Below are 22454 nucleotides of genomic sequence, written 5' to 3' on the forward strand. Positions count from 1 at the left end.
AGAAATTTAATATTTAACAACACATATTTTTGATATAATTAAAATTTTTATTTAAAGTTAAAAATAGATATTGTTTATTAATATTTCAATGAAAGGAAAAAAGTGTTATTTACCAAAGCTAGCGAATATGCTTTATTGTCTTTAATTCATATAGCAAAATCCCAAGAACCACAAGATGTAGATACTATGTCAAGTGTTTTAGATATACCAAAAAGTTTTTTAGCAAAAATTTTACAAGCACTTGCCAAAGACGCACTTTTGAAATCTTATAAGGGTGCTAAAGGTGGATTTATGCTTGTTAAAAAGCCAAGTGAATACACTTTAAAAGAAATTATTAATAGTGTAGAGAAAAAATCTATCAATGTATTTGAGTGCAGTAATGGAATTTGTCCTTCGCAAAAAGAAGAAAATTGTAAAATTATGCCTGTGTTGGTGAAGCTTCAAAATAAGATAGATGATTTTTTAGTTTCTATTACTCTAGAGGATATTATTCAAAATAATGGCTAAAAGGGATATTTTTAGCTTAGTATTGCCTTGGATTGCTCCACTTGTTGCACCTATTTTAAAGGCAAAGAGTCTAACTATAGTAGCTGTAATTATTGCAATTTTAGCTATTATTATAGTACCTTTACCAAGTATAGTTTTAGATTTTTTTCTTGCTTTAAGTATAGCAATTTCGGTTTTAATTATTTTAATTTCTTTATATATACCAAAACCTACAGATTTAACAACTTTTCCAACTATGATTTTAATTATTACGCTTTTTAGACTTTCACTTAACATAGCTACAACGCGTATGATTTTAAGTGAGGGTCATCAAGGTCCAGCTGCTGTTAGTGATATAGTGGCAAGTTTTGGTGAATTTGTTGTTGGTGGAAATTATGTTATAGGTATGGTTGTTTTTTGTATTTTAGTTTTAATCAATTTTATGGTTGTAACCAAAGGTAGTACAAGGGTTTCTGAAGTTCAAGCAAGATTTACCCTTGATGCAATGCCAGGTAAGCAAATGGCTATTGATGCGGATTTAAATGCAGGTTTGATTGATGAAAAAACTGCACGCGCAAGACGCCAAGAAATCATAGCTGAAGCAAATTTTTATGGAGCAATGGATGGTTCTTCTAAATTTATAAAAGGGGATGCTGTTGCTGGGATTATCATTACTATTGTAAATTTAATTGGTGGTTTTATGATAGGTTATTTTCAGCATGATATGGAGCTTGGAGAATGTGCTTCAACTTATACTATATTAACAATAGGTGATGGACTTGTTTCTCAAATTCCTGGACTTATAACTTCAACAGCAACTGCTATCATTATCACGCGTGCTAGTAAAGATGAGGATAATTTTGCTGAAGGTTCTATTAATCAGCTTTTGGGAGAATATAAAACACTACTAATTGTAGGTTTTGTTTTATTTATTTTTGCTTTAGTACCTGGTTTACCGCATTTTTCTTTGGGCTTTATGGCTTTGGTATTTTTGGGTCTTGGTTATATGATAAAGCAAGTGCAAGAGGGTAAAATTCAAATTAACGCAATTTCAGCTAAAAAATCTCAAGAAGCTGATGAGCAAGAGCAAGCTAAACCTCAAAAACGCAGCGAAGAAGAAATCTTAAAAGAAGAAGAAAATAAAATCACAGATATTTTAAAATTAGAAATTTTAGAATTAGAATTAGGTTATGGACTTATCAAACTAGCAGAAAGTGAATTAACAGAACGTATTAGATCAACAAGACGCAATATAGCTCAAAGTTTAGGTTTTTTAATGCCAAAAATTAGAATTAGAGATAATTTGCAATTAAAACCAAATGAATATACTTTTAAACTCAAAGGTGTAGGTATAGCTAGTGCTGAAATTTATCCCGATAAATATCTAGCTATGGATAGTGGTTTTATCACTGAACCTATCGAAGGTATAGCTACTAAAGAACCTGCTTTTAATTCTGATGCTTTATGGATAGAATCATCTTTAAAAGATGAGGCAACGCTAAATGGTTATATTGTAATTGATCCAGCAAGTGTGATTTCAACCCATATGAGTGAGCTTATAAAAGCTAATGCTTCAGAGCTTTTAACTAAACAAGAGGTTCAAAATTTATTGGATAAAATCAAAAATGATTATCCTATCGTGGTAGATGATTGTTTAAGGGTTGCTAGCATAGGTTTAATTCAAAAAGTTTTAAAAGCTTTACTTAAAGAACATATTCCTATTAAAGATATGCTTACAATTTTAGAATCAATTAGTGATATAGCTGAAGTAAGCAAGAGTTTGGATATGATTATTGAGCATGTAAGGGCTTCTTTAGCAAGAGCAATTACAAATTTATATGTGGATGAAAAAGGGCAAATTAGCTTTTATATTTTTGATGCTGCTGCAGCTGCAAAATTAATGGAGCATGTGCAGTTTAAAGATGGTTCGTATCATTTAATGATAAATGTAGCTCAAACTGGTGCTTTAGTAGAAGCTTTAAAAGCTGAACTTGCAAGTGTGGCAAATACAAGAATTAAGCCTTTCTTGCTTTGTGTTGAGCCGCAACTTAGAAAATTCATTGCTGATATTTGTTCTAATTTTGGTATTAATATTACGGTCTTAAGTTTTGCTGAGATTGCAGAAAATACCAAGTTTGAAACAGAAGGTATCATAAAAGTTGATAATTTATAAAGGAAAAATATGAAAATTTATCATCTTTCACATACGGATTTAGATGGCTATGCTTGTCAGTATGTGCTAGATTTTTATTTTAAGAATTGTTATTTTTATAATTCTAATTATGGTAAAGAGATTAATGAAAATTTTAATGTGATTTTTAAAAATATAGAGGAAGATTTAAAGCAAAATCCTAATGAAGAATTTGTGATTTTAATCACGGATTTAAATTTAACATTAAGTCAATGTGAAGATTTTCAAAAAGCCATAGAAGGTAAAAAAATCAAGCTTTTACTTTTAGATCATCATCAAAGTGGCTTAGAATGTATGCAAAAATATCCTTGGTATTTTTTAGATGATAAAAGATGTGCTACTAAGATTGTTTATGATTTTTTTAGTAAATGTTATGGCGAAAATAAGGCTTTGTCAGAATTTGTGGATGTGGTAAATGCAGTAGATATTTGGTTGAGTGAAGATGAGAATTTTGAACTTGGAAAAGTACTACTTGGTATGGTTTCTGGAGCAAAAGAAATCAATAGAGTAATGTTTGCACAAGAAAATATCAAATATCTTTTTTATCTTTTTGATGTTTGTAGAAAATACATTCATCAAAAAAATGCTCATATTAATTTAGATGATGATTTACATGGCTTAAAAAAATCTTTTTTTAAAAAAGAAAATGATGATACTTTAAGCAATTTAATTTCTAAATTTATAGTAGAAAGACTAAGTGTAAATAAAGAAAAATTTAGTGTATTTTATAAAGGAAGTAAAGGTTTATTAACTTCAAATATAGGCAATACTTCCGTAATTGGAAATGATTTTTTAATGCAAAATCCTGATTTTGATTTTTTTGTTGATCTTAGTTCGAGAAAAACCTTAAGTTTTAGAGCAAATAATAAAATCGATGTGAGTTTGATGGCTAAAAGTTTGGTCAATGGGGGAGGGCATAAAAATGCTAGCGGAGGATTATTTGCTGCGTATAAAGATAGCTCTAACTATGATTTCATAAAAGCACAATTTGTAGATTTAATTAAAAGTAAAGAATTAAAGGAAAATAATGAAAACAAATCATGATTTTAAAGAAGAAATAGAAAATTTACAATATGAATTAAGTATAGTTTTAGAAGCAATGCTCTTGTTTGCTGGGGTAAAAAGAGTAAAATTAGAAAAAGCAATTGGAGTTTATATTGATTGTATTGATGAAGTTTGTCATAATACCCAAAAAGAAGGAGTTGATGAGATCTTAGAAGTAGTGGAGTACTTAAAAATTCATCATAAAGATTTATTTGAATGAAAAATTTATTATTGCTTTTTATAGGAATTTTTTCTTATGCAAATATCTATGAAGATTTAAGTGATTTTGCTTACAATAAACAAAACACGCTAAATTTAAGCTCTAGTCAAGCTTTATTTTTAGAATACAAACAAAACAAACAAGCTTGTGTAGATATAGTACTTGCTAAAGATAAGGCTTTTGTGGTTAAAATTTATCCATTGTGTGAAAATTTAAACGAAAAAAGTCTAAATGAATACTTAAATACGCAATTTATAAGTTTATACACTAAAGATTTATCAAAACTAAAAAAAGAAATTGCTGATATTAAAAATATTATGCGCGATTTTATGATTTATTATACCTTGCATCAATCTTTTGCAAATGAAATTAAGAGAATGAGTAAAAATGATAAATTACAAGCGTATGAACTAGATGAGAAAAAAGGTGGAAAAATTCTCTACAAGGTCAATAATCAAGCTTGTGTAATTTTTGATTTATATTTAGATGAAAATTTGCAAGCTAGTATGCAAGTAAGTGGAATGGAAAATTTGGATAAAACTTGTATGGAGTTAATCTCATCCCCTGATTTTAAAGACTTATCTTTCACAAAAGAGGGTATGAGAAAATATAAATTAAAAAACTAGTCTAAAAAATCTTAAATAATATAACTTTAAAATTCTACTTAAAGCCATTTTTTTTCTTTCTATATTGGAAAACACATAAGCTTCAAGATCTTGCTTTTCTCTTAAAGTAAGATTTTTCATTATTATAAACCTTTTAAAAAATATTGCTAGACGCAATTATATTATCTTTTCTTTTAAAAAAACTGAAAAATAAGTTTTTATATATTATATATAAATGGCTAAATAAACTTTAGTTATATAGACTAAATAATTTTAAATATTTTTATTTAAAAATAACTTGACATTATTATACTAAAGTTGTATAATTATTTTGTCACTTAAAAACATTGAGTGCTAAAATAAAAAATTTAAGGTTTTATAGTGAAGTCTTATAGTAAAAAAGATTTAATTTTAAAAACTATCATTGAAACCTATCTAGAGGGTAATAACCCTGTGGGTTCTAATGAGTTAAATCATAAAGTTAGCATACCTGCTTCTACTATAAGAGTTTATTTTAAAAAATTAAGCGATGAGGGTGTATTAACGCAACTTCATATTAGCAGTGGTCGCATACCAACTTTTAGTGCTATGAAGGCTTATTGGTATGAGCAACTTTGCGAAGATGAGATTGTGATTAACGATCTTGCATTATTAGAGTTTTTGCTTGATAAGTTTGAAATTTATACCTTAGTTTATGGTGGCGATGAGCTTATTTTACAAGATATTACCAAGGTTAATGATAAATTTATCATACTTGATTTTGGACAAAATGAGTTGGTTTTAAGATTTAGCCAAGATAGTCTGGTTTTCTTACAAAGACTTATAGGACTTGATCTAAAAAGTATTGAAAATTTAGCTTTTAGAGTTGAGTTTAAAGAGTTATTGGAAAAAATAACTATGCTAAAAGAAGCTATGGTTTATTATAGATATAATGAGAGTAAAGCTTATCAAATTTATCAAAATGATGAATTTGCTAAGCTTTTATCTCCTCAAATTGGATTTTATTTTAACGATAAATTGCAATTTGATCCTTTATTTGAAGAGGGTTTTATGGGATTAAAGCTTAAGAGTACATTTTTAGGCAAAGAATCTAATGTGGTTTTTGCTGGTAGTGTGTATTCTGATTTTAAAACAATGTTAAATATTATAAAGGAGGCTGCGTGAGCGAAGAAAAGCAAAATGAGCAAATGCAAGAAGAAGCAGTGGAAAATTCAGAAAATCAAAACAATGAATTAGAAAAACTTCAAGCAGAGTATAATGAGTTAAAAGATACTTATTTAAGAGCAAATGCTGAATTTGAAAATATCAAAAAAAGAATGGAAAAAGAAAAAATTTCAGCAACAATTTATGCAAATGAAAGTTTTGCTAAAGATTTGCTTGATGTAGTTGATGCATTAGAGGCGGCTATTAATGTAGAAGCTAATGATGAATTAAGTTTGAAAATAAAAGAAGGGGTTCAAAACACTTTAGACTTGCTTTTGAAAAAACTTGAAAAACATATGGTTAAAGCAATAGAAGCAAATGGTGAGTTTGATCCAAATTTACATGAAGCGATGTTTCATGTTGAAAGCGCCGATCATGAAAGTAATCATATTGTCCAACTTTTACAAAAGGGCTATATGATGAATGATAGAGTAATTAGATCAGCAAAAGTTAGTGTTGCAAAATAAAATTTAATAAAAAGGATAAAAAATGGCAAAAGTTATAGGTATAGATTTAGGTACAACAAATTCTTGTGTGAGTGTATATGAAAGAGGCGAGAGTAAAGTTATCCCAAATAAAGAAGGTAAAAACACTACTCCTTCAGTAGTTGCTTTTACAGATAAGGGAGAAGTTTTAGTTGGAGATAGCGCTAAGCGTCAAGCTGTGACTAATCCTGAAAAAACTATTTATTCTATAAAAAGAATTATGGGTTTGATGATCAATGAAGAAGCAGCAAAAGAAGCTAAAAATCGCTTACCTTATCATATCACAGAGAGAAATGGGGCTTGTGCGATTGAAATAGCAGGTAAAATTTATACTCCACAAGAAATTTCAGCAAAAGTTTTAATGAAATTAAAAGAAGATGCAGAAGCTTTCTTGGGCGAGAAAGTAGAAGATGCGGTTATTACTGTTCCTGCGTATTTTAATGATGCACAAAGAAAAGCTACAAAAGAAGCAGGACAAATTGCAGGATTGAATGTATTAAGAATTATTAACGAACCAACTGCAGCGGCTTTGGCTTATGGACTTGATAAAAAAGAAAGTGAAAAAATTGTAGTTTATGATTTAGGTGGTGGTACATTTGATGTTACTGTGCTTGAAACAGGTGATAATGTTGTAGAAGTTTTAGCAACAGGCGGTAATGCATTTTTAGGCGGTGATGATTTTGATAATAAATTAATTGACTTTTTAGCAAATGAGTTTAAAGATGAAACAGGTATTGATCTTAAAAACGATGTAATGGCTTTACAAAGATTAAAAGAAGCAGCTGAAAATGCTAAAAAAGAATTAAGTTCAGCTAATGAAACTAATATTAATTTACCATTTATCACAGCTGATGCAAGTGGTCCAAAACACTTAACTAAAACTCTAACAAGAGCTAAATTTGAAAGTATGATTGATGGTTTAGTTGCTGAAACTATTAGTAAGATTAACGAAGTAGTAAAAGATGCAGGGCTTGATAAAAGTGAAGTAAAAGAAATCGTTATGGTGGGTGGTTCTACTCGTGTTCCACTAGTACAAGAAGAAGTTAAAAAAGCCTTTGGAAAAGAGCTTAATAAATCAGTAAATCCTGATGAAGTTGTTGCAATTGGAGCGGCGATTCAAGGTGCGGTTATTAAAGGTGATGTTAAAGATGTATTATTGCTTGATGTTACTCCGCTTTCTTTAGGTATTGAAACTTTAGGTGGTGTGATGACTAAAATCATCGAAAAAGGTACAACTATACCAACTAAAAAAGAGCAAGTTTTCTCAACTGCTGAAGATAATCAAAGCGCAGTTACTATCAATGTTTTACAAGGTGAGAGAGAATTTAGCCGTGATAATAAATCTTTAGGAAATTTCAATCTTGAAGGAATTCCACCAGCACCTCGCGGTATGCCACAAATTGAAGTAACTTTTGATATTGATGCAAATGGTATTTTAACAGTTAGTGCAAAAGATAAAGCTACAGGTAAGGCTCAAGAGATTAAAATCACAGGTTCAAGCGGACTAAGTGAAGAAGAAATCAACAATATGGTAAAAGATGCAGAGCTTCACAAAGAAGAAGATAGAAAACGCAAAGAAGCAGTAGAAGCTAGAAATGCTGCTGATAGCTTGGTACATCAAGTAGAAAAATCTTTAAGTGAGCTTGGAGATAAAGTAGGCGATGATGATAAAGCAAATATTCAAAAAGCTTTAGATGAGTTAAAAGAGACATTGAAAAATGCTAATGCTTCTAAAGAAGAAATCGAAGGCAAAATGAAAGCTTTAAGTGAAGTTTCTCATAAATTAGCAGAAAATATGTATAAAAAAGAAGAACTAAACGCTCAAAAGAAAAAAGATGATGATGTAATTGATGCTGAAGTTGAGTAAAAATTAAACTAGAAGCCTTGTTGCTTCTAGTTTAATCAATATATTTTTTACAATCTTCCTTAAAATAATTTCTATCAAATCTTGCAAAATTATCATTATTTGGCACTTTATAACATTCAGTGAAATTTTTAGCCTTAAGAATTTTGATATAAAAACTAGGAATGGCTATGTTGTTTTTAATGCGTTTTGGCTTATCATCATAAAGTACTAAATTTAAGACTTCCAATTCTTTATTTTTCTTTGCTAAATATCTTTCTCTTTGTTCGATTTCATTCCAAATTTCTGCATTAATATCTTTTTTTTGCGGAGTGATATTGCTCATTAAAAAAGTACTAAGTTGGGCTTGTGGGGTTGCATTCATGGATTGATTTGGTACGACATGCCCTCTTGTATAACCACTTCTTAGATAATCCTCCCAATAAGTTCTATACTTTTTAGGAATATTGGTATCATCTTTAAATTTTGGGCGTTTTTTGATGTGCCCTTGATTTAAAATTTTAGCTTCTAGTTTATAAGCAATTGCCTTAGTGCCTTTATAATTATAATCATAACAATTAATATAATAATATTTATCCATTAATAAAGAGCAGTCTTTAAAATAAGCTTTAAAGCTAGGATGTAATTCATATTGAGTATAAGCAAAAGAGCTTAAAGTTAAGGCACAAAGTGTTAAAACTTTTTTCATGCTAAAAGCTTTCTTACCATTTCATTAAGTCTTTTACCATCAACGCTTGCACCAAAAGCTGCTTTAGCTTCTTTCATCAAAATACCTTGTTCTTTTAAAGAGCTAATTTGTAGTTTTTCTATAAGTTTTTTTAGCTCACTTTCTAATTCCTTATCGCTAAGTTGTTTTGGTAAATAAGCACTTAAAATAGCTACTTCTTGGAGTTCCTTTTGTGCTAAATCTTCTCTAGAACCTTTGCTAAAAGCAAGTGCGGCTTCATTTCGTTTTTTAATCTCACTCGCAATGATTTTATATATTCTTTCATTATTAAGTGTGATTCTCTCATTAACTTCTATTTGTTTAAAGCTAGCATTAAGCGTTCTTAAAGTGTTTCTTTTAAAATCATCTTTATTACGCATAGCTTCTTTGATATCTTCTAAAATTTGATCTTTTAAACTCATTTTTTCTCCTTTAAAATTTGATATTTTTAAAATGTGCTATACACACACCTTCTCTAACACCATCATCAATCACAATGAGCTTTTGCTTATTAAATAAAGCAAAAAGTATCATTGAGCCTGCTATGAGGTATTTTTTTCTATTTTCTCCAAGATAAATTTTAGCTTTTTCTTGTTCTAAATTCCAAATTTTTAATGCAAAATCAAAAAAATCTTTGCGTTTGAGTATTTTACCATTTACACTTTCTTCTAGGTAGTCTTTGTATTTTATGTTTTGTTTATAAGCACAAAGTGTGGTAGGTACTCCTGAATTTAGTATGAAAAAATTTCCTTTTAATTTTATATCTTTACTAAGATTAAAAGCTTTTAAGGCAAGTTGCTTTAAATGCGCAGGGTAGGGGCTTAGATGAATTTTTAATTTTTCATCTTTAATACGCACAAGATTTTGTGGATATTTTTTAAAAAATCTTACATAAACACTTGGTTTTATGGCTTTAAAATGCATTCTTTCATAAAAACTAATGATTCCAAAATCATAACTTTTGCTAAATTTATCATTTGAAATTTCACAAGAAGCACCGCCCAAATCACAATAATTTAAGTCTTTTCTAAAAAGTTTAAGAGCTTTAAGACGCTCTTGCATACCTAAAACGCTTAGTTTTGCTTCTGTTTTTGCATCGATTAATTTTATATCAAGTTTAAATTCTTTTTGAATTTTTTCAAAAATAAGCTTAGTATTTTTTGCTTTTCTAAAAGCAGCTGTGGCGACTGCTTTAGCTTGACTTAAGTTATAATTTTTTTCTTTTAAGATTTTCAAAGCGCTAAAAATTCTTTCTATAGCTTCATCACTAATGGTGTCATTTTGCATATTTTTAGCTGCTCCTATGATAAATTCTTCGCTTTTTAATTTATTAAAATTCTCATCCATCAAAACAGCTCTTAATGTATTTGAACCCATATCAATACCTAGCACTAGCTCTCCTTAAAAAATTTAAAGTATAATAGCAAAAAACTTATAAGGAAAACTTATGCTTTTAGGGGTTAATATCGATCATATAGCAGTTTTAAGAGAAGCTAGAAAAGTAAATGATCCTGATTTACTTGAAGCTGCGTTTTTGAGTGCAAATTTAGCTGATCAAATCACTATCCATGTAAGAGAAGATCGTCGTCATGCTAATGAGTTTGATTTAGAAAATATCTTAAAATATTGTAAGTGTGTAGTGAATTTAGAATGCTCTATTGATATGATAGAATATGCTTTAAAATACAAACCCTCGCGCGTTACTTTAGTACCTGAAAAAAGACAAGAGCTTACAACAGAAGGTGGTTTAAATTTAGACAATGAAAAATTACAAGAAGCCATTAATGCTTTAAAACAAGAGCAAATCGAAGTTTCTTTATTTATTGATCCAAATTTAGAAGATATTAAAAAATCATCTTCTTTAAATGCTGATTTTATAGAGTTTCATACAGGCTTGTATGCTAATATTTATAATGCATTATATACCAATATCAATCAAACTTCTTATGCATTGCCTGAATTAATTTTAAGTAAAAATGAACTCAAAAAGCTTTTAGAAAATGAACTCCAAAGATTAAAACAAAGTGCGAGTTTGGCTAAGGGTTTAAATTTAAGAGTGGCAGCTGGTCATGGGCTTAATTATAAAAATGTAAAAAATATTGTGGATATTTTAGAAATAGAAGAGTTAAATATAGGTCAAAGCATAGTAGCAAGATCGGTTTTTGTAGGCTTAGAAAAAGCTATATTGCAAATGAAAGCTTTGATTAAAAGATGAAAAAAATTGCTATTAGTATAGGAGATTTAAATGGTATAGGTATGCAAATTTTATTATCTTGTCATGATGAGCTAGTAAAAATTTGTGAGCCATATTATTTTGTGCATTATGAATTATTTCAAAAAGCAAGTAAGCTTTTGAAAATAAATCCTAAATCTAAAATCAATTTAGTTGAAATTTCTAATGCTTCAAAACCACATTTTGCCTTTAAAGAAGAAAAAGAAAATTTTTTAATTTATGAGTTTTCATATCAAGCTAGTAAAATTATTGATTTTGATTTTGAGTTAAATCCTGCAAATTTAGACGCTAAAAGTGGAGCTTATTCTTTTTTAAGTTTTGAAGGAGCTAGTTATTGCACGCATTTATTTTTAGATGCTTTAGCAACTTTACCGATTAATAAAAAAACTTGGCAAATGGCAGGAGTGAGCTATAAAGGTCATACTGAAGCACTAAGAGATTTTTTCAAACAAGATGCTATTATGATGTTAGGGTGTGATGAGCTTTTTGTGGCTTTATATACTGAACATATGCCTTTAAGAGATGTTTATAAAGAAATTAAGGCTTTTGAACTTGCGAAATTTTTAATTAATTTTTATCAATGCACTTTATTTGAAAAAATTGGAGTTTTGGGTTTTAATCCTCATGCAAGCGATAATGGCGTAATAGGCGGAGAAGAAGAGCAGGAAATAAAAAAAGCTATAAGAATGGCAAATGTATTTTTAAAAGATCATGCATTAAATTTACAAAATTTAGAAAATGAATATTTTTTAAGTCAAAAAGAAAAAGAGTTTTCTTATAAGGAAAATATTTTTTTAAGTGAGCCTTTAGTGGCCGATAGTGCTTTTACTCCTTTTGCATTAAGTAAATGCAAGTATTTAGTCAGTATGTATCATGATTTAGCTTTAGCACCTTTAAAAGCTTTGTATTTTGATAAAAGCATTAATGCGAGTTTAAATTTACCCATAATTCGAACTAGTGTTGATCATGGAACAGCTTATGATAGGGCTTATAAAAATGAAAAAATAAACTTACAAAGTTATATGCAAGCAGTAAAATCTGCTTTACAATTTTTACAAATCAAAGAAAAAAATAAGTAAAAGTTACTAAAATATTCTTAAAATAATTTCTTAAGGAGAATGCTTGAGTAAAGACAATACCATTGCATTTTTTATTTTTATTGTAAGCGTTTTGTATTTTTTTGTTTGGGGTTATAATTACATTCCTAATAATTCCATGATATTATTTATTCTTGCTAGTGTATTTGGAATTTTTATGGCCTTTAATGTTGGCGGTAATGATGTTGCAAATTCATTTGGCACTAGCGTGGGAGCTAAGACAGTTACTATTAAGCAAGCTTTAATTATTGCAGCAGTATTTGAATTAAGTGGGGCTGTGTTTGCAGGTGGGGAAGTAACTAATACTATAAGAAGTGGTATAGTGGTTTTACCAGATAGTGTTGATCCTATGGTGTTTGTATGTGTTATGCTTTCAGCTTTGCTAAGTTCAGGTATTTGGTTATTTATAGCAACAAAAAAAGGACTTCCAGTTTCTACTACTCATAGCATTATAGGTGGTATTGTAGGTTCAAGTATAGCTATGGGGTTTGTATTTTTTGATCAAGACCAAGCTTTTTCTATGGTAAATTGGAATGGTATTTATAAAATAGCTATGAGTTGGGTTATTTCTCCTTTACTTGGTGGACTTGTGGCGTATTTAATTTATGCTTATATTTATAAAAAAATACTTCAACCTTCGGCTTTGATTAATATGCAAATAAAAGAAATTAAAAAAGAAAAAAAAGAGTTTAAAGAAAATTTTTTTATCAATTTAAAAAACAAAAGTCAAGAAGAGCAAATTAAAGAATTAAGTGCCATTGTTTTAGATGATGATGAAAAAAGAAGTGAATATAAGTTAAAAATTAAAGAATTAAAAGAAAAAGAAAAAAATATAGATGTTTTTTCTAAAATGAAATTTCATGTTCCTTTGGTTGCAGGGATAGCTGCTTTAATAATAGCGTCAATGTTTTTATTTAAAGGTTTAAATAAAGTTTCTACTTTAGATATGGTGCAGAATTTATGGATAGTTTCTATTATTTCTATTTTTGCTTATATAGTTACTTTGGCTGTTGTAAGATTGATGAAAAAAACTGAAGTAAATAAAACTATAGAAAAGATTTTTTCGTGGTTTCAAATTTTTACTGCTTCTAGTTTTGCTTTTTCGCATGGAGCTAATGATATAGCTAATGCTCTTGGGCCATTTGCTGCGATTTTAGATGTGCTTAAAAATAATACCATTAATCCAAGTTCGCCAGTGCCATTTGCTGTAATGCTTATGTTTGGTATAGCTTTGGTTATTGGACTTTGGTTTTTAGGTAAAGAAGTTATTCAAACTGTTGGTTCAAAACTAGCAGAAATTAAGCCAACAACAGGCTTTAGTGCTGAACTTGGTGCAAGTATTGTTATACTTTTAGCAACTCAACTTGGAATTCCAGTTAGCTCAACCCATATTTTAATCGGCGCTATTTTGGGTATAGGGGTGTTTAATAAAGATGCTAAATGGGGTATGATGAAACCTATTGGTTTAGCTTGGGTTATTACTTTACCAGTTGCTGGAATTCTTTCAAGTATTATTTTTGTAATTTTTGTAAATATAATCTTATGAGTTTAAACTCATAAGATATTTTTTAGCTTCATTTAAATTAGAGCTATTTATAAAATAATCAATTTTTGCAGGTTTTTTATATACTTTATCATAATATTCAAAAAGCATTTTTACACAAAGTTCTAAATTATTTTCTTCATAATTTTTACAAAGTCTTAATTTAAAATCCTTGCTGATATAAGGTGATATTTTTTCAACGCATTGATAAAATACTTTTTTATCCATTGGAGTATAGTTTTTTAAAACTCTTTGAATGCGTAAATTTATATCACACTCGCACCAAATTTTCTTAGCTTTTTGCATACTATTGTATAAATTTAGTGGGATAGTTAAATTTCCAATTTGTCTGCTTTCAGCTTCTATAAAACAAGTTTTGTGAGTATAATCTTTTAAAAAATAAAACAACTTATCTTCAAAGGCTTTTTGGCTTGGTTGTTCTCCATAAATTTTACCAAAACTTGATCCTTGGTGATTAGCTAGTTTTTCTAAATTTAAAGCATTGTTTAAAGTTTGGATTAAATCACTTTTACCACTTGCTGTATTGCCACAAAGACATAAAAACTCAATATTTAAATCTTTCCTAAAAAACTCACTCACATAACTTCTATAGGCCTTGTATCCACCTTCTAATCTTACAACTCTATAACCAAGTTCAGCCAAGATTAAAGCAATAGCTTTTGATCTTTTACCGCCTCTTGCGCAATAAATTCCCACCAAAGAACCTATTTTATAATTTTGATAAAGTTTATTAATATGCTCACTCATATTTTTACAAATATAACTTGCACCTTTTGCTTTAGCTAAGCCTTTATTTTTCTTATAAAGTGTGCCTATTTCTTCAAATTCATTATCATTTAGTGCGTAGTAATTTTGCGCAGATTTTATATGAGCAAGTTTGTATTCTTTGGGACTTCTTACATCAATTAAAAGATCAAAATTAAATTTTAAAAAATTTTCAAAATCAACTTCTTTATACATAATCTTTAAAAGCTTTGCATAAGGTGGTATAAACTTTTTCCAAATCACTCCCACAAACTCTAGTTTGTCCTATGGTAGTGATAAAATTTGTATCCCCTTGCCATCTTGGGATTAAATGATAATGACAATGCGGCGCTATGCCAGCTCCTGCTGCACTACCTAAATTCATACCTATATTAACACCCTTAGCATGAAAGTTTTCTTTTAAAATTTTAACTCCAATACGCACAAAATGGCTAATTTCTAGCCATGTATCATTATTTAAATCTTCTATATTTTCTAAATGATCATAAGGGATAATCATGAAATGACCCGGACTATAAGGGTATTTATTCATAATGCCAAAACATTCTTTAGCTCTAAAAATTACCCCAAGTTTTTCATCTTCATTGAGTTCATACTTACAATGACAGAAAGGGCAAAAATTTTTATCTTTATTATTAAAATAAACATCCCTCCAAGGTGCGTATAAATACTCCATCAACTCTCCTTTATGCAAGAATGCAGATTTTTGATATTTTTACTTATAAGAGCTTTATTTTTTGGTATCAAAGGTAATAGCTTTTCATCTTCTAATAAAAAAATTCTAGCTCCTGCTAAAATAGCATTATTAAGATCGCTTTTGCTTTCAATATAAAAAATGGCCTCTAAGCCAAGATGTATTGCAAAATTATAAAGTTTTTTTAGTTGCATAGTTTTTAGCATTTTAGGAAATACAATAAACGCATCAGCTCCATATACCAAGCTTTCTAAAATTTGATATTCATCAAAAATAAAGTCAAATTGCACAATGGGTTTTTCATGATAGCGTCTAAAAAGACTTAAATTTTGTATGTCTTGATTAAGCAAAGGACTTGTTGGTAAAACGATAGCATCAAAATTTTCATGATTAAAATTTAAATCTTTAGAATATAAAAAATGCGAAAGTTTTCTTTCAAGCAAAAGTGTGTAAATATCTTTAGGATAAAAAGCATTAGAAGCTAGGCTTCTGCCTAGCATATCATAAGGAAAAATTTCTTTTTTATTTTCTAGAATTTTTTGTGTTTTTGAAAAATGATTTTTTAAATCTATTGTTTTAAACATTTTTCAATGGCCTTTAAGTGATCTTTGCTTTCTTGGGAATTTGCAAATTCTTTATCGTGGAATGTTTTTTGTAAAATTTCATAAGCTTTTTTGCAATTTTTAAGTTTATAATAGCCCCAAGCTAAAGAGTCTAGGTAGTAAAGATTTTGTGGTTCTTGTTCAAGCGCCCAGCCTACTAATTCTATACCTTTTGCAATATCAATATCATATTCGATTAAGGCATAGCCATAGTAGTTTTGATATAAAGCATCGCTACGCACATCTACACTTTGTTCAAATTTTTTCATAATAGAAGCTAGAATTTTTGGATCCGTGATTTTTTTACTTTTAGAATCCATATAAATTTCAAATTCTAAAACCCCTGCCATAGAAAGGTATTTTTTATCTTTGCTAAGTTCATAATGTTTTAAAGCTATTTCGTAAGCTTTTTTATAATTTTTTGTTTGTGTATATAAGAAAATTTTAGTATCAGGATCTATGTTGTATTGTTGGACTAAATTTAGAGCTTGTTTATAATTTTTTTCTTGCACTAGTAATTCTATCATAGCATATATATATTTAATATCATTGTTGAGTTTATATAGTTTTTCAAGGGTTTGAATGCTTGCCTTATTGTTTTTTTGCTCTTGATAAATTTTTAAAAGTAGGGTGCATGTTTTAAGAGTGCATTGTGAATTTTTTACAAATTCTTCTAAAGCTTTTTTAGCTTGATCAATATTTTTATTTTTAATATTAATTTCAACTATTTTAAGTAATAAATTTTCATGTTCAAAAAGCTTATAAGCAAGATTGTATTGCTCTAAAGCTTTGGTGCATAAAGCTTTTTTAGCAAAAATATCACCTAGTATTTCATAGTTTCTATAATCTTGCTCTTCTTTAATGAGTTTATAAAGTATAGTTTCGGCTTGTTTATAATCTCCTATTTCAAAAAAATGCAAAGCATTTAATCTTGCAATAGCTGTATGATTTAAAAATTCTTTAGAGGCTTTTAAAAGTTCATCTTTTTGTTTTAAGTTAGCACCCAAAGCTAAAAGCAATGCTTTTTGTAAATAGATACTTTCATTATTTTCATGAAATAAATTTGTATAAATATCACATGCTTTTTGAAACTGTCCATGTTCTTCATAAATGAGTGCTTGTAAGATTTTATCTTCGCTTTTAGCCAAAGCAAGGTTTGTTAGGATAAAAACGATAATTAGTGAAAGCAAACCCCTATACATTCTTCTTTCAACTCCTCTTTGTGTGTTTTAAAATACTCCCAAAATGGAAAAGTTTTACATTGTTTTGGTCTATGCTTGTAAATTAAACATTTTTTATACATTGTATCAAAAAAAATACAACGATAGCCATTTTCATGCTTTACTTCTTTAAAACTATATTTAAATCCAACTTTGATAAGGTATTGTTCTTTAAAGGCTTCAAAGTTTAAATTAAAAAAAACAGCAATAGCTTCTAGCTCTTCTTTGCTTGCATAGATATATCCACTTTCTCCAGTGCAGCATTTTCCACCGCATATTTTACAAGCATTTTCATCAAAAGAATAATCAAAGTCTTTTTCACATATCATAGCTTATAGTTCCTGTATTTTCATAAATTTCACTAATTTTTGGATTTAAAACATTATTTTCATACATAAAAAGCGTAGGCATTATCACACAAGGGCTTTTACTATTTTTTTTAATATGCATTAAAACAAGCCTTGCATTAGTTTGTGTATTGGTGTGAATGCATTGAAGAGAAACTAGCTTTAATTTAAATTGCTTTAAAGAAGCACAAATTTCATCTAAAAAACTTGCCTCATAGCACATAAAAAAACTACCATTTGGCTTGATTAAAGTATTTATTTTAGCAAACATCTTCTCAAGTGGCATAAATTCTTGATATCTTGATATACATAAATGCAAATCTTGGCTTTTTTGTGTATTTTTTTTATAAAATGGAGGATTAGAGATCAAAAAATCAAATTTTATATCACTTTTATAGTTTAAAAAGTCTTCGCAAATGCTTTGAATTTCAAGTTTATTTTCTTTAGCATTTTTATAACTTAGTTCGATATTTTGCTCTTGAATATCTAGTAGATAAACTTTTGAATTTGGAAATTTTTGCTTTACTAAAAGTCCTAAAATTCCACATCCACATCCTATATCAAGGATATTTCCTTTTAAGTTATTTTTAGATAAAAAGTCAAAAAGTAAAAGGCTATCATTATTATAACGATAGCCTTTTGAATATTGAAAGAGTTTTAGCATTTATAAAGATGATCGCAGATTTTAAATGAATCATTTAAACCCACTACAATAGAAGCTCCGTTTTTACTCGCTATATCACCTGCGATAAATAATCCTTTTACATTGCTTTCTTTATTTTCATCAAAGCTTGGCACACCTTTTTCATCAACTTCTATAGAGCATTTTTGTAAGAAATCAAGCGGGGTTGAACCACCAATAGCATAAATAATGCGATCATAAATTTCACTTGTATTGTTAGTGAAATTTACTTTAGCTTTACCATTTTCATCTTCAATACCAGTTATATCTATGCCGAGTTTTGCTTTTACACTGCCTTGCTCAAAAGCTTTTTGAATATCTTCAAGATTAATATCATTTAATCTTGAGAAAGTTTCTCTTCTATAGCAAAGTGTAACATCGTTATTTTTAGCTAAATCTATAGCGTATTCTGCTGCTGAATTTCCACCGCCTACAACTAAGATTTTTTCACCTTGGCTTGCTGAATTTGCATTAAAATTGATGATTTTTGTTAAAGTTATAGGTAAAGTATAGCTTGGTTTATTTGGCTTACCCATTCTACCTATGGCAATAACTGCATTTTTACAAATATAATTTTCATTTGCAGTGCTAACTATGAAATTTTCTCCATCTTTTTTAACACTTTCAACTTCACTAGAAAGCTTTACTTCAAGATTGTGCTCTTTAATGGCATTTTGGAAAGTTTCTATTGTGCTTTCTCTAGTTCCATCTTCAAAATTTATATGTCCATGATTTGTGCTATCACAACCTTTATAAGCTTTGTCTACTCTTTTGCCTTCTTTGTAAAATTTTACTAAGGTTTGACAAATCGCATCAGCTTTTTCTAAAACAATAACTTCTTTATTTTTTATTTTAGCTTCTACTCCAGCTGCAATACCTGCAGGGCCAGCACCAATAACTACCATATCAAAAATTTTCATTATTTCCCTTTTTTAATTTTTAGTTTATGTAAATGTATCAAAAAAACAATAATAAAAAATAAAAAACAGAAATTATTTTTATTTTGTAAATAAATTTTTTATGCTTATAAATTATTAAATTAATAAAATTTTATAATAAAGTAGATTAAAATGTGTAAAAAATATATTATTATAATATTTTTTGCATAAAATCACTTATATAAAAGCAAAAAAACATAAAAATTATATATAGTATGCAAAAGGAGTTTTTGATGGGACAAAATACAGGACAAAGTTTAAAAAATAATTTTTTAACATTATTGTTATTATCCTTTTGCGGATCTATTATTTATGGTTTGCCTTATTTTAGAAAGTATTATTATGATGATTATATGAGTCTTTATCATTTAAATAATTTTGAAATGGGGCTTTTAGGTAGTGCTTATGGATTGCTTGGTTTGTTTTCTTATGCTTTAGGAGGTTATTTAGCAGATCGTTTTGCACCAAAAAAGTTATTGATTTTTTCTTTAATTACTACAGGACTTGGTGGTTTATTGCATTTATATTTTACTTCTTTAAATGCACTTTTGATTATTTATGGAATTTGGGGGATTACCTCATTATTAACTTTTTGGCCTTCTTTGATGAAAATAGTAAGGAGCTTAGCAAATTCTAAAGAACAAGCAAGGGCTTATGGAATTTTTGAAGGCGGTAGAGGAGTTGTTGGTGCTGCACATTTGGCTATAGCTACGAGTATTTTTGGATATTTTCAAACAAAAGCCTTGGCCGCACAAGGTATAGAAATGGTTATTGTGTTTTATTCTATAGCTCCTATTGCAAGTGCTATTTTATTGTTTTTTCTTTTGAAAGATGATATTAATGAGCAAAGTGAGAAGATTAAAATCAAAGACTTGATTTTTCTTTTGAAAAATTCTGCTCTTTGGCTTGTGGTTGCTATTACTTTTTGTACATATTTTTTTAACATGAGTTTTTATTATTTTACTCCTTATGCAAGCAATGTTATAGGAACTTCTGCTGTTTTTGCAGCTATTTTAACGGTATTGGCTCAATATATTCGTCCGGTTTCTTCTGTAGTGGGTGGATTTATAGCAGATGGATATGGAAAAGCTAAAATAATGATGATAGGCTTTATTTTAATGGGAATTGGTGTTATTTTTTTAATGCTTAGTTCAAAATTAAATGGATTTTTACAAATGAGTGTTTTAACTTCTGCTTGTGTCATAATTTATATAGCTATGTATTCTAATTTTGGAATTTATTATTCTTTACTTAGTGAGGGAAAAATTCCTATACATTTAGCGGGTATGGCTATAGGTATTGTATCTACTTTTGGGTATTTGCCTGAAGTTTTTGCACCATTACTTGCTGGAGATTTATTAGATAGATACCCAGGTGTAAAAGGTTTTCATATATATTTTACCATCATGATAGTTATGGCTATTTTGGGCGTAATGTTTTGTTTGATTTGGATTAAAAAATACAATAAAAAGGGGATAAAATGAAGGAAATTGTTTTTAACTTTAAAAATAAGGTTAGAGTAATAGAAAATGAATGGATAGTTTTAAAAGATGGCACTAAGCTTTCATCACGAATTTGGCTTCCTCAAGTAAAAGAAAAAGTTCCTGCTATATTAGAATACATTCCTTATAGAAAAAATGATGGAACAAGGGGTAGAGATGAGCCTATGCACGGATATTTTAGTGGTAATGGCTATGCGGTTGTTAGGGTTGATATTAGAGGAAGTGGGGAATCTGATGGTTTATTAGAGGATGAATATTTAAAACAAGAACAAGATGATGCCTTAGAAGTCATTGAGTGGATTGCAAAGCAAGAATGGTGTGATGGGAATATTGGTATGATGGGTAAATCTTGGGGTGGCTTTAATTCTTTACAAGTTGCAGCAAGAAGACCTAAAAATTTAAAAGCAATTATAGTAGTAGGTTTTACTGATGATAGGTTTAATGAGGATATTCATTATAAAGGCGGATGTTTGCTTAATGATAATTTTTGGTGGGGTAATATCATGCTTGCATATCAATCACGCTTTGTTGATCCAAAAATTGATCCAAATGGTAGAAAAAAATGGCTCAATAGGCTTGAGAATATGCCTTTATGGCCCACATTATGGCTTGAGCATACTTTAAAAGATGATTATTGGAAGCATGGATCTGTTGGGGAAAATTATGATGATATACAAGTCCCTGTTTTTGCATTAGATGGATGGGCTGATTCTTATACTAATCCTGTTTTTACTCTAATGAATGGTTTGAAAGTTCCAAAAAAAGCTATCGTTGGTCCTTGGGCTCATGTTTATCCTCATGATGGCTTACCTTTGCCTGCAATGGGTTTTTTACAAGAAGCACTTAAATGGTGGGATAAATGGCTTAAAAATGAAGAAAACGATGTGCTTGAAGCTCCTATGATACAAGCATATATTGAAAATAGCTCTAAGCCAAATTCAAAAACAGAGAAAGTAGAAGGTCGTTTTGTTGCTTTAAATGATTTTAAAAATGATATTAGCTATAAAAAATACTATTTAAATCCGCATAAATTAACATGTAAAAAATCAAGTGAATTTATCAAAATTAACACTCCATTAAATCATGGGCTTTTATCAGGAGAGTGGATGGGAGCTGGTGTTTTAGGAGAAAGTCCTAGCGATCAAAGGTTGGATGATGGGATGGCAGTTGTTTTTGAAAGTGATTTTTTAGAACAAGATTTGGATGTCTTAGGCTTTCCTATGTTAAATGTAAAAATTGCAAGCGATCAAGAAAAAGCTATGCTTTTTGCTCAACTTAGTGAAGTTAGAGCTGATGGTTTTGTAAAAAGAGTAAGCTATGGAGTGATCAATCTTGCATTAAGTGATAATAAAGAACAATTTATACCTTTAAAAAAAGATGAATTTATCCAAAAGCAAATCAAACTTGATGCTTGTGGATATAGATTTGCCAAGGGTTCTAAGATAAGATTATCATTAGCAAATTCTTTTTGGCCTATGTTTTGGCCTATGCCAAAAATTTCAACCTTAACTTTAGATTTAAATGAGTGTGAATTTAATTTGCCATGTTTTAATGGACAAAATAGCGATAAAATCAATATGCAAGCACAAAGTGCTCCTTTAACTCCAATAACACTTTTAGAAGAAGGTAGGGTAGATAGAAGCATTTCTTATGATATTTTAAACGATACTTGGACTTGTATTACAGATGGTGTTGGCGGGGTTTTTGGAGAAGGTGTTTATAGATTTGATGAGGTTGATGTTTTAGTAAAGCATAATTTAAAAAGAGAATTAAAACTTCAAAATGAAAACCCATTAAGTGCAGAATATACCATTACTCAAACAATGCAAATAGGACGCGAGGGTTGTATGATGGAGGCGGATATAATCTTAACACAAACTAGCGATTTAGAGTATTTTTATATTAAGGGAAAATTAGTAGTTAAGGAAAATAATAAGCTTGTTTTTGATAAAAAATATGATTGTAAAACTAAAAGAAATAGTTTATAAAATTTCCCAAAGTAAAAT

24 protein-coding genes are annotated in these 22454 nt (G+C 29.0%); 13 read left to right on the top strand and 11 right to left on the bottom strand.

What is annotated here, in order from left to right; all coding sequences use genetic code 11:
• Window positions 1-102: 102 nt before the first annotated feature.
• Genes L8U37_RS00745 through L8U37_RS00765 form a run of 5 tightly spaced genes read left to right on the top strand, consistent with a single transcriptional unit; the run spans window position 103 to window position 4567 of the window.
• Complete coding sequence (locus L8U37_RS00745; protein ID WP_220567238.1) at window positions 103-507, top strand: Rrf2 family transcriptional regulator; 405 nt, start codon at window positions 103-105, stop codon at window positions 505-507.
• Complete coding sequence (gene flhA / locus L8U37_RS00750; protein ID WP_263728335.1) at window positions 500-2659, top strand: flagellar biosynthesis protein FlhA; 2160 nt, start codon at window positions 500-502, stop codon at window positions 2657-2659. Before L8U37_RS00745 ends, flhA begins: the two co-directional genes overlap by 8 nt.
• A gap of 9 nt (window positions 2660-2668) precedes the next feature.
• Entirely contained in the window at window positions 2669-3721 is a 1053-nt protein-coding gene (locus L8U37_RS00755; protein WP_263659093.1) for a DHH family phosphoesterase, read from the top strand.
• Window positions 3705-3941, top strand: coding sequence for a hypothetical protein (locus L8U37_RS00760; protein ID WP_263659094.1), 237 nt, complete (start codon window positions 3705-3707; stop codon window positions 3939-3941). The genes L8U37_RS00755 and L8U37_RS00760 overlap by 17 nt, the downstream gene beginning before the upstream one ends.
• Window positions 3938-4567 carry a hypothetical protein gene (locus tag L8U37_RS00765; protein ID WP_263662538.1) on the top strand — a complete coding sequence of 210 codons (630 nt, stop codon included), beginning with the start codon at window positions 3938-3940 and terminating at the stop codon, window positions 4565-4567. Before L8U37_RS00760 ends, L8U37_RS00765 begins: the two co-directional genes overlap by 4 nt.
• Here the strand turns inward: L8U37_RS00765 and L8U37_RS00770 are convergent.
• Window positions 4556-4687: a hypothetical protein gene (locus L8U37_RS00770; protein ID WP_256374638.1), complete on the bottom strand. Its 132-nt coding sequence runs from the start codon at window positions 4685-4687 to the stop codon at window positions 4556-4558. The two genes, L8U37_RS00765 and L8U37_RS00770, sit on opposite strands and share 12 nt — an antisense overlap.
• 240 nt (window positions 4688-4927) lie before the next feature.
• Here L8U37_RS00770 and L8U37_RS00775 point away from each other — a divergent pair, with 240 nt between their 5' ends.
• The 3 genes from L8U37_RS00775 to dnaK are packed head-to-tail and all read left to right on the top strand — an operon-like array spanning window position 4928 to window position 8101.
• Window positions 4928-5710 carry an HrcA family transcriptional regulator gene (locus tag L8U37_RS00775; protein ID WP_258107533.1) on the top strand — a complete coding sequence of 261 codons (783 nt, stop codon included), beginning with the start codon at window positions 4928-4930 and terminating at the stop codon, window positions 5708-5710.
• Window positions 5707-6216, top strand: coding sequence for a nucleotide exchange factor GrpE (grpE, locus tag L8U37_RS00780; protein ID WP_114640401.1), 510 nt, complete (start codon window positions 5707-5709; stop codon window positions 6214-6216). Before L8U37_RS00775 ends, grpE begins: the two co-directional genes overlap by 4 nt.
• Before the next feature lie 22 nt (window positions 6217-6238).
• On the top strand, window positions 6239-8101 hold the full coding sequence (gene dnaK, locus L8U37_RS00785) for a molecular chaperone DnaK (RefSeq protein ID WP_263728336.1): 1863 nt from the start codon (window positions 6239-6241) through the stop codon (window positions 8099-8101).
• 31 nt (window positions 8102-8132) lie between these two features.
• On the opposite strand, the gene L8U37_RS00790 is transcribed toward dnaK, so the two are convergent.
• From L8U37_RS00790 to L8U37_RS00800, 3 genes are read right to left on the bottom strand one after another with little or no spacing between them, the layout of a single operon-like run.
• On the bottom strand, window positions 8133-8786 hold the full coding sequence (locus L8U37_RS00790; RefSeq protein WP_220567125.1) for a DNA/RNA non-specific endonuclease: 654 nt from the start codon (window positions 8784-8786) through the stop codon (window positions 8133-8135).
• The gene (locus L8U37_RS00795; protein WP_220567124.1) at window positions 8783-9226 is read right to left on the bottom strand and encodes a GatB/YqeY domain-containing protein; all 444 of its coding nucleotides are present in this window, start codon (window positions 9224-9226) and stop codon (window positions 8783-8785) included. Before L8U37_RS00795 ends, L8U37_RS00790 begins: the two co-directional genes overlap by 4 nt.
• Before the next feature lie 10 nt (window positions 9227-9236).
• Entirely contained in the window at window positions 9237-10196 is a 960-nt protein-coding gene (locus L8U37_RS00800; protein WP_263728337.1) for a Ppx/GppA family phosphatase, read from the bottom strand.
• Window positions 10197-10251: 55 nt separating this feature from the next.
• Between L8U37_RS00800 and L8U37_RS00805 the strand changes: the two genes are divergently transcribed.
• The 3 genes from L8U37_RS00805 to L8U37_RS00815 are packed head-to-tail and all read left to right on the top strand — an operon-like array spanning window position 10252 to window position 13680.
• Window positions 10252-11019 carry a pyridoxine 5'-phosphate synthase gene (locus L8U37_RS00805; RefSeq protein ID WP_220567123.1) on the top strand — a complete coding sequence of 256 codons (768 nt, stop codon included), beginning with the start codon at window positions 10252-10254 and terminating at the stop codon, window positions 11017-11019.
• Window positions 11016-12116, top strand: a complete 1101-nt coding sequence (gene pdxA / locus L8U37_RS00810; RefSeq protein WP_220567122.1) for a 4-hydroxythreonine-4-phosphate dehydrogenase — start codon at window positions 11016-11018, stop codon at window positions 12114-12116. Before L8U37_RS00805 ends, pdxA begins: the two co-directional genes overlap by 4 nt.
• Window positions 12117-12159: 43 nt before the next feature.
• Entirely contained in the window at window positions 12160-13680 is a 1521-nt protein-coding gene (locus L8U37_RS00815; protein WP_263728338.1) for an inorganic phosphate transporter, read from the top strand.
• Here the strand turns inward: L8U37_RS00815 and mnmH are convergent.
• From mnmH to L8U37_RS00850, 7 genes are read right to left on the bottom strand one after another with little or no spacing between them, the layout of a single operon-like run.
• A complete protein-coding gene (gene mnmH, locus L8U37_RS00820; RefSeq protein ID WP_220567121.1) occupies window positions 13675-14658 on the bottom strand; it encodes a tRNA 2-selenouridine(34) synthase MnmH in 984 nt (327 codons plus the stop codon). The genes L8U37_RS00815 and mnmH overlap by 6 nt on opposite strands.
• Window positions 14651-15139 (bottom strand): HIT family protein, encoded by a 489-nt coding sequence (locus L8U37_RS00825; protein WP_220567120.1) that lies wholly within the window; start codon window positions 15137-15139, stop codon window positions 14651-14653. Before L8U37_RS00825 ends, mnmH begins: the two co-directional genes overlap by 8 nt.
• Window positions 15139-15741 carry an indole-3-glycerol-phosphate synthase TrpC gene (locus L8U37_RS00830; protein ID WP_220567119.1) on the bottom strand — a complete coding sequence of 201 codons (603 nt, stop codon included), beginning with the start codon at window positions 15739-15741 and terminating at the stop codon, window positions 15139-15141. Before L8U37_RS00830 ends, L8U37_RS00825 begins: the two co-directional genes overlap by 1 nt.
• Entirely contained in the window at window positions 15726-16961 is a 1236-nt protein-coding gene (locus tag L8U37_RS00835) for a tetratricopeptide repeat protein (protein WP_263728339.1), read from the bottom strand. The genes L8U37_RS00830 and L8U37_RS00835 overlap by 16 nt, the downstream gene beginning before the upstream one ends.
• Complete coding sequence (locus tag L8U37_RS00840; RefSeq protein ID WP_263728340.1) at window positions 16937-17308, bottom strand: YkgJ family cysteine cluster protein; 372 nt, start codon at window positions 17306-17308, stop codon at window positions 16937-16939. The genes L8U37_RS00835 and L8U37_RS00840 overlap by 25 nt, the downstream gene beginning before the upstream one ends.
• Window positions 17298-17990 carry a tRNA1(Val) (adenine(37)-N6)-methyltransferase gene (locus tag L8U37_RS00845; protein WP_263725682.1) on the bottom strand — a complete coding sequence of 231 codons (693 nt, stop codon included), beginning with the start codon at window positions 17988-17990 and terminating at the stop codon, window positions 17298-17300. The genes L8U37_RS00840 and L8U37_RS00845 overlap by 11 nt, the downstream gene beginning before the upstream one ends.
• Window positions 17984-18928, bottom strand: a complete 945-nt coding sequence (locus L8U37_RS00850; RefSeq protein WP_263728341.1) for an NAD(P)-binding domain-containing protein — start codon at window positions 18926-18928, stop codon at window positions 17984-17986. Before L8U37_RS00850 ends, L8U37_RS00845 begins: the two co-directional genes overlap by 7 nt.
• 251 nt (window positions 18929-19179) lie before the next feature.
• Here L8U37_RS00850 and L8U37_RS00855 point away from each other — a divergent pair, with 251 nt between their 5' ends.
• Both L8U37_RS00855 and L8U37_RS00860 read left to right on the top strand, forming a co-directional pair.
• A complete protein-coding gene (locus tag L8U37_RS00855; RefSeq protein ID WP_263728342.1) occupies window positions 19180-20430 on the top strand; it encodes an MFS transporter in 1251 nt (416 codons plus the stop codon).
• A complete protein-coding gene (locus L8U37_RS00860) occupies window positions 20427-22436 on the top strand; it encodes a CocE/NonD family hydrolase (protein WP_263728343.1) in 2010 nt (669 codons plus the stop codon). The genes L8U37_RS00855 and L8U37_RS00860 overlap by 4 nt, the downstream gene beginning before the upstream one ends.
• The last annotated feature ends 18 nt before the right edge of the window (window positions 22437-22454 follow it).

Source organism: Campylobacter sp. RKI_CA19_01122, from assembly GCF_025771325.1.
Classification (GTDB): domain Bacteria; phylum Campylobacterota; class Campylobacteria; order Campylobacterales; family Campylobacteraceae; genus Campylobacter_D; species Campylobacter_D lari_D.

What these genes read in the sequence shown, in the direction of transcription:
- flhA (WP_263728335.1), top strand. Translation starts at nt 500, where the DNA reads ATGGCTAAAAGGGATATTTTTAGCTTAGTATTGCCTTGGATTGCTCCA.
- L8U37_RS00755 (WP_263659093.1), top strand. Translation starts at nt 2,669, where the DNA reads ATGAAAATTTATCATCTTTCACATACGGATTTAGATGGCTATGCTTGT.
- L8U37_RS00760 (WP_263659094.1), top strand. Translation starts at nt 3,705, where the DNA reads ATGAAAACAAATCATGATTTTAAAGAAGAAATAGAAAATTTACAATAT.
- L8U37_RS00765 (WP_263662538.1), top strand. Translation starts at nt 3,938, where the DNA reads ATGAAAAATTTATTATTGCTTTTTATAGGAATTTTTTCTTATGCAAAT.
- L8U37_RS00770 (WP_256374638.1), bottom strand. Translation starts at nt 4,687, where the DNA reads ATGAAAAATCTTACTTTAAGAGAAAAGCAAGATCTTGAAGCTTATGTG.
- dnaK (WP_263728336.1), top strand. Translation starts at nt 6,239, where the DNA reads ATGGCAAAAGTTATAGGTATAGATTTAGGTACAACAAATTCTTGTGTG.
- L8U37_RS00790 (WP_220567125.1), bottom strand. Translation starts at nt 8,786, where the DNA reads ATGAAAAAAGTTTTAACACTTTGTGCCTTAACTTTAAGCTCTTTTGCT.
- L8U37_RS00795 (WP_220567124.1), bottom strand. Translation starts at nt 9,226, where the DNA reads ATGAGTTTAAAAGATCAAATTTTAGAAGATATCAAAGAAGCTATGCGT.
- L8U37_RS00805 (WP_220567123.1), top strand. Translation starts at nt 10,252, where the DNA reads ATGCTTTTAGGGGTTAATATCGATCATATAGCAGTTTTAAGAGAAGCT.
- pdxA (WP_220567122.1), top strand. Translation starts at nt 11,016, where the DNA reads ATGAAAAAAATTGCTATTAGTATAGGAGATTTAAATGGTATAGGTATG.
- mnmH (WP_220567121.1), bottom strand. Translation starts at nt 14,658, where the DNA reads ATGTATAAAGAAGTTGATTTTGAAAATTTTTTAAAATTTAATTTTGAT.
- L8U37_RS00825 (WP_220567120.1), bottom strand. Translation starts at nt 15,139, where the DNA reads ATGGAGTATTTATACGCACCTTGGAGGGATGTTTATTTTAATAATAAA.
- L8U37_RS00830 (WP_220567119.1), bottom strand. Translation starts at nt 15,741, where the DNA reads ATGTTTAAAACAATAGATTTAAAAAATCATTTTTCAAAAACACAAAAA.
- L8U37_RS00835 (WP_263728339.1), bottom strand. Translation starts at nt 16,961, where the DNA reads ATGTATAGGGGTTTGCTTTCACTAATTATCGTTTTTATCCTAACAAAC.
- L8U37_RS00840 (WP_263728340.1), bottom strand. Translation starts at nt 17,308, where the DNA reads ATGATATGTGAAAAAGACTTTGATTATTCTTTTGATGAAAATGCTTGT.
- L8U37_RS00845 (WP_263725682.1), bottom strand. Translation starts at nt 17,990, where the DNA reads ATGCTAAAACTCTTTCAATATTCAAAAGGCTATCGTTATAATAATGAT.
- L8U37_RS00850 (WP_263728341.1), bottom strand. Translation starts at nt 18,928, where the DNA reads ATGAAAATTTTTGATATGGTAGTTATTGGTGCTGGCCCTGCAGGTATT.
- L8U37_RS00855 (WP_263728342.1), top strand. Translation starts at nt 19,180, where the DNA reads ATGGGACAAAATACAGGACAAAGTTTAAAAAATAATTTTTTAACATTA.
- L8U37_RS00860 (WP_263728343.1), top strand. Translation starts at nt 20,427, where the DNA reads ATGAAGGAAATTGTTTTTAACTTTAAAAATAAGGTTAGAGTAATAGAA.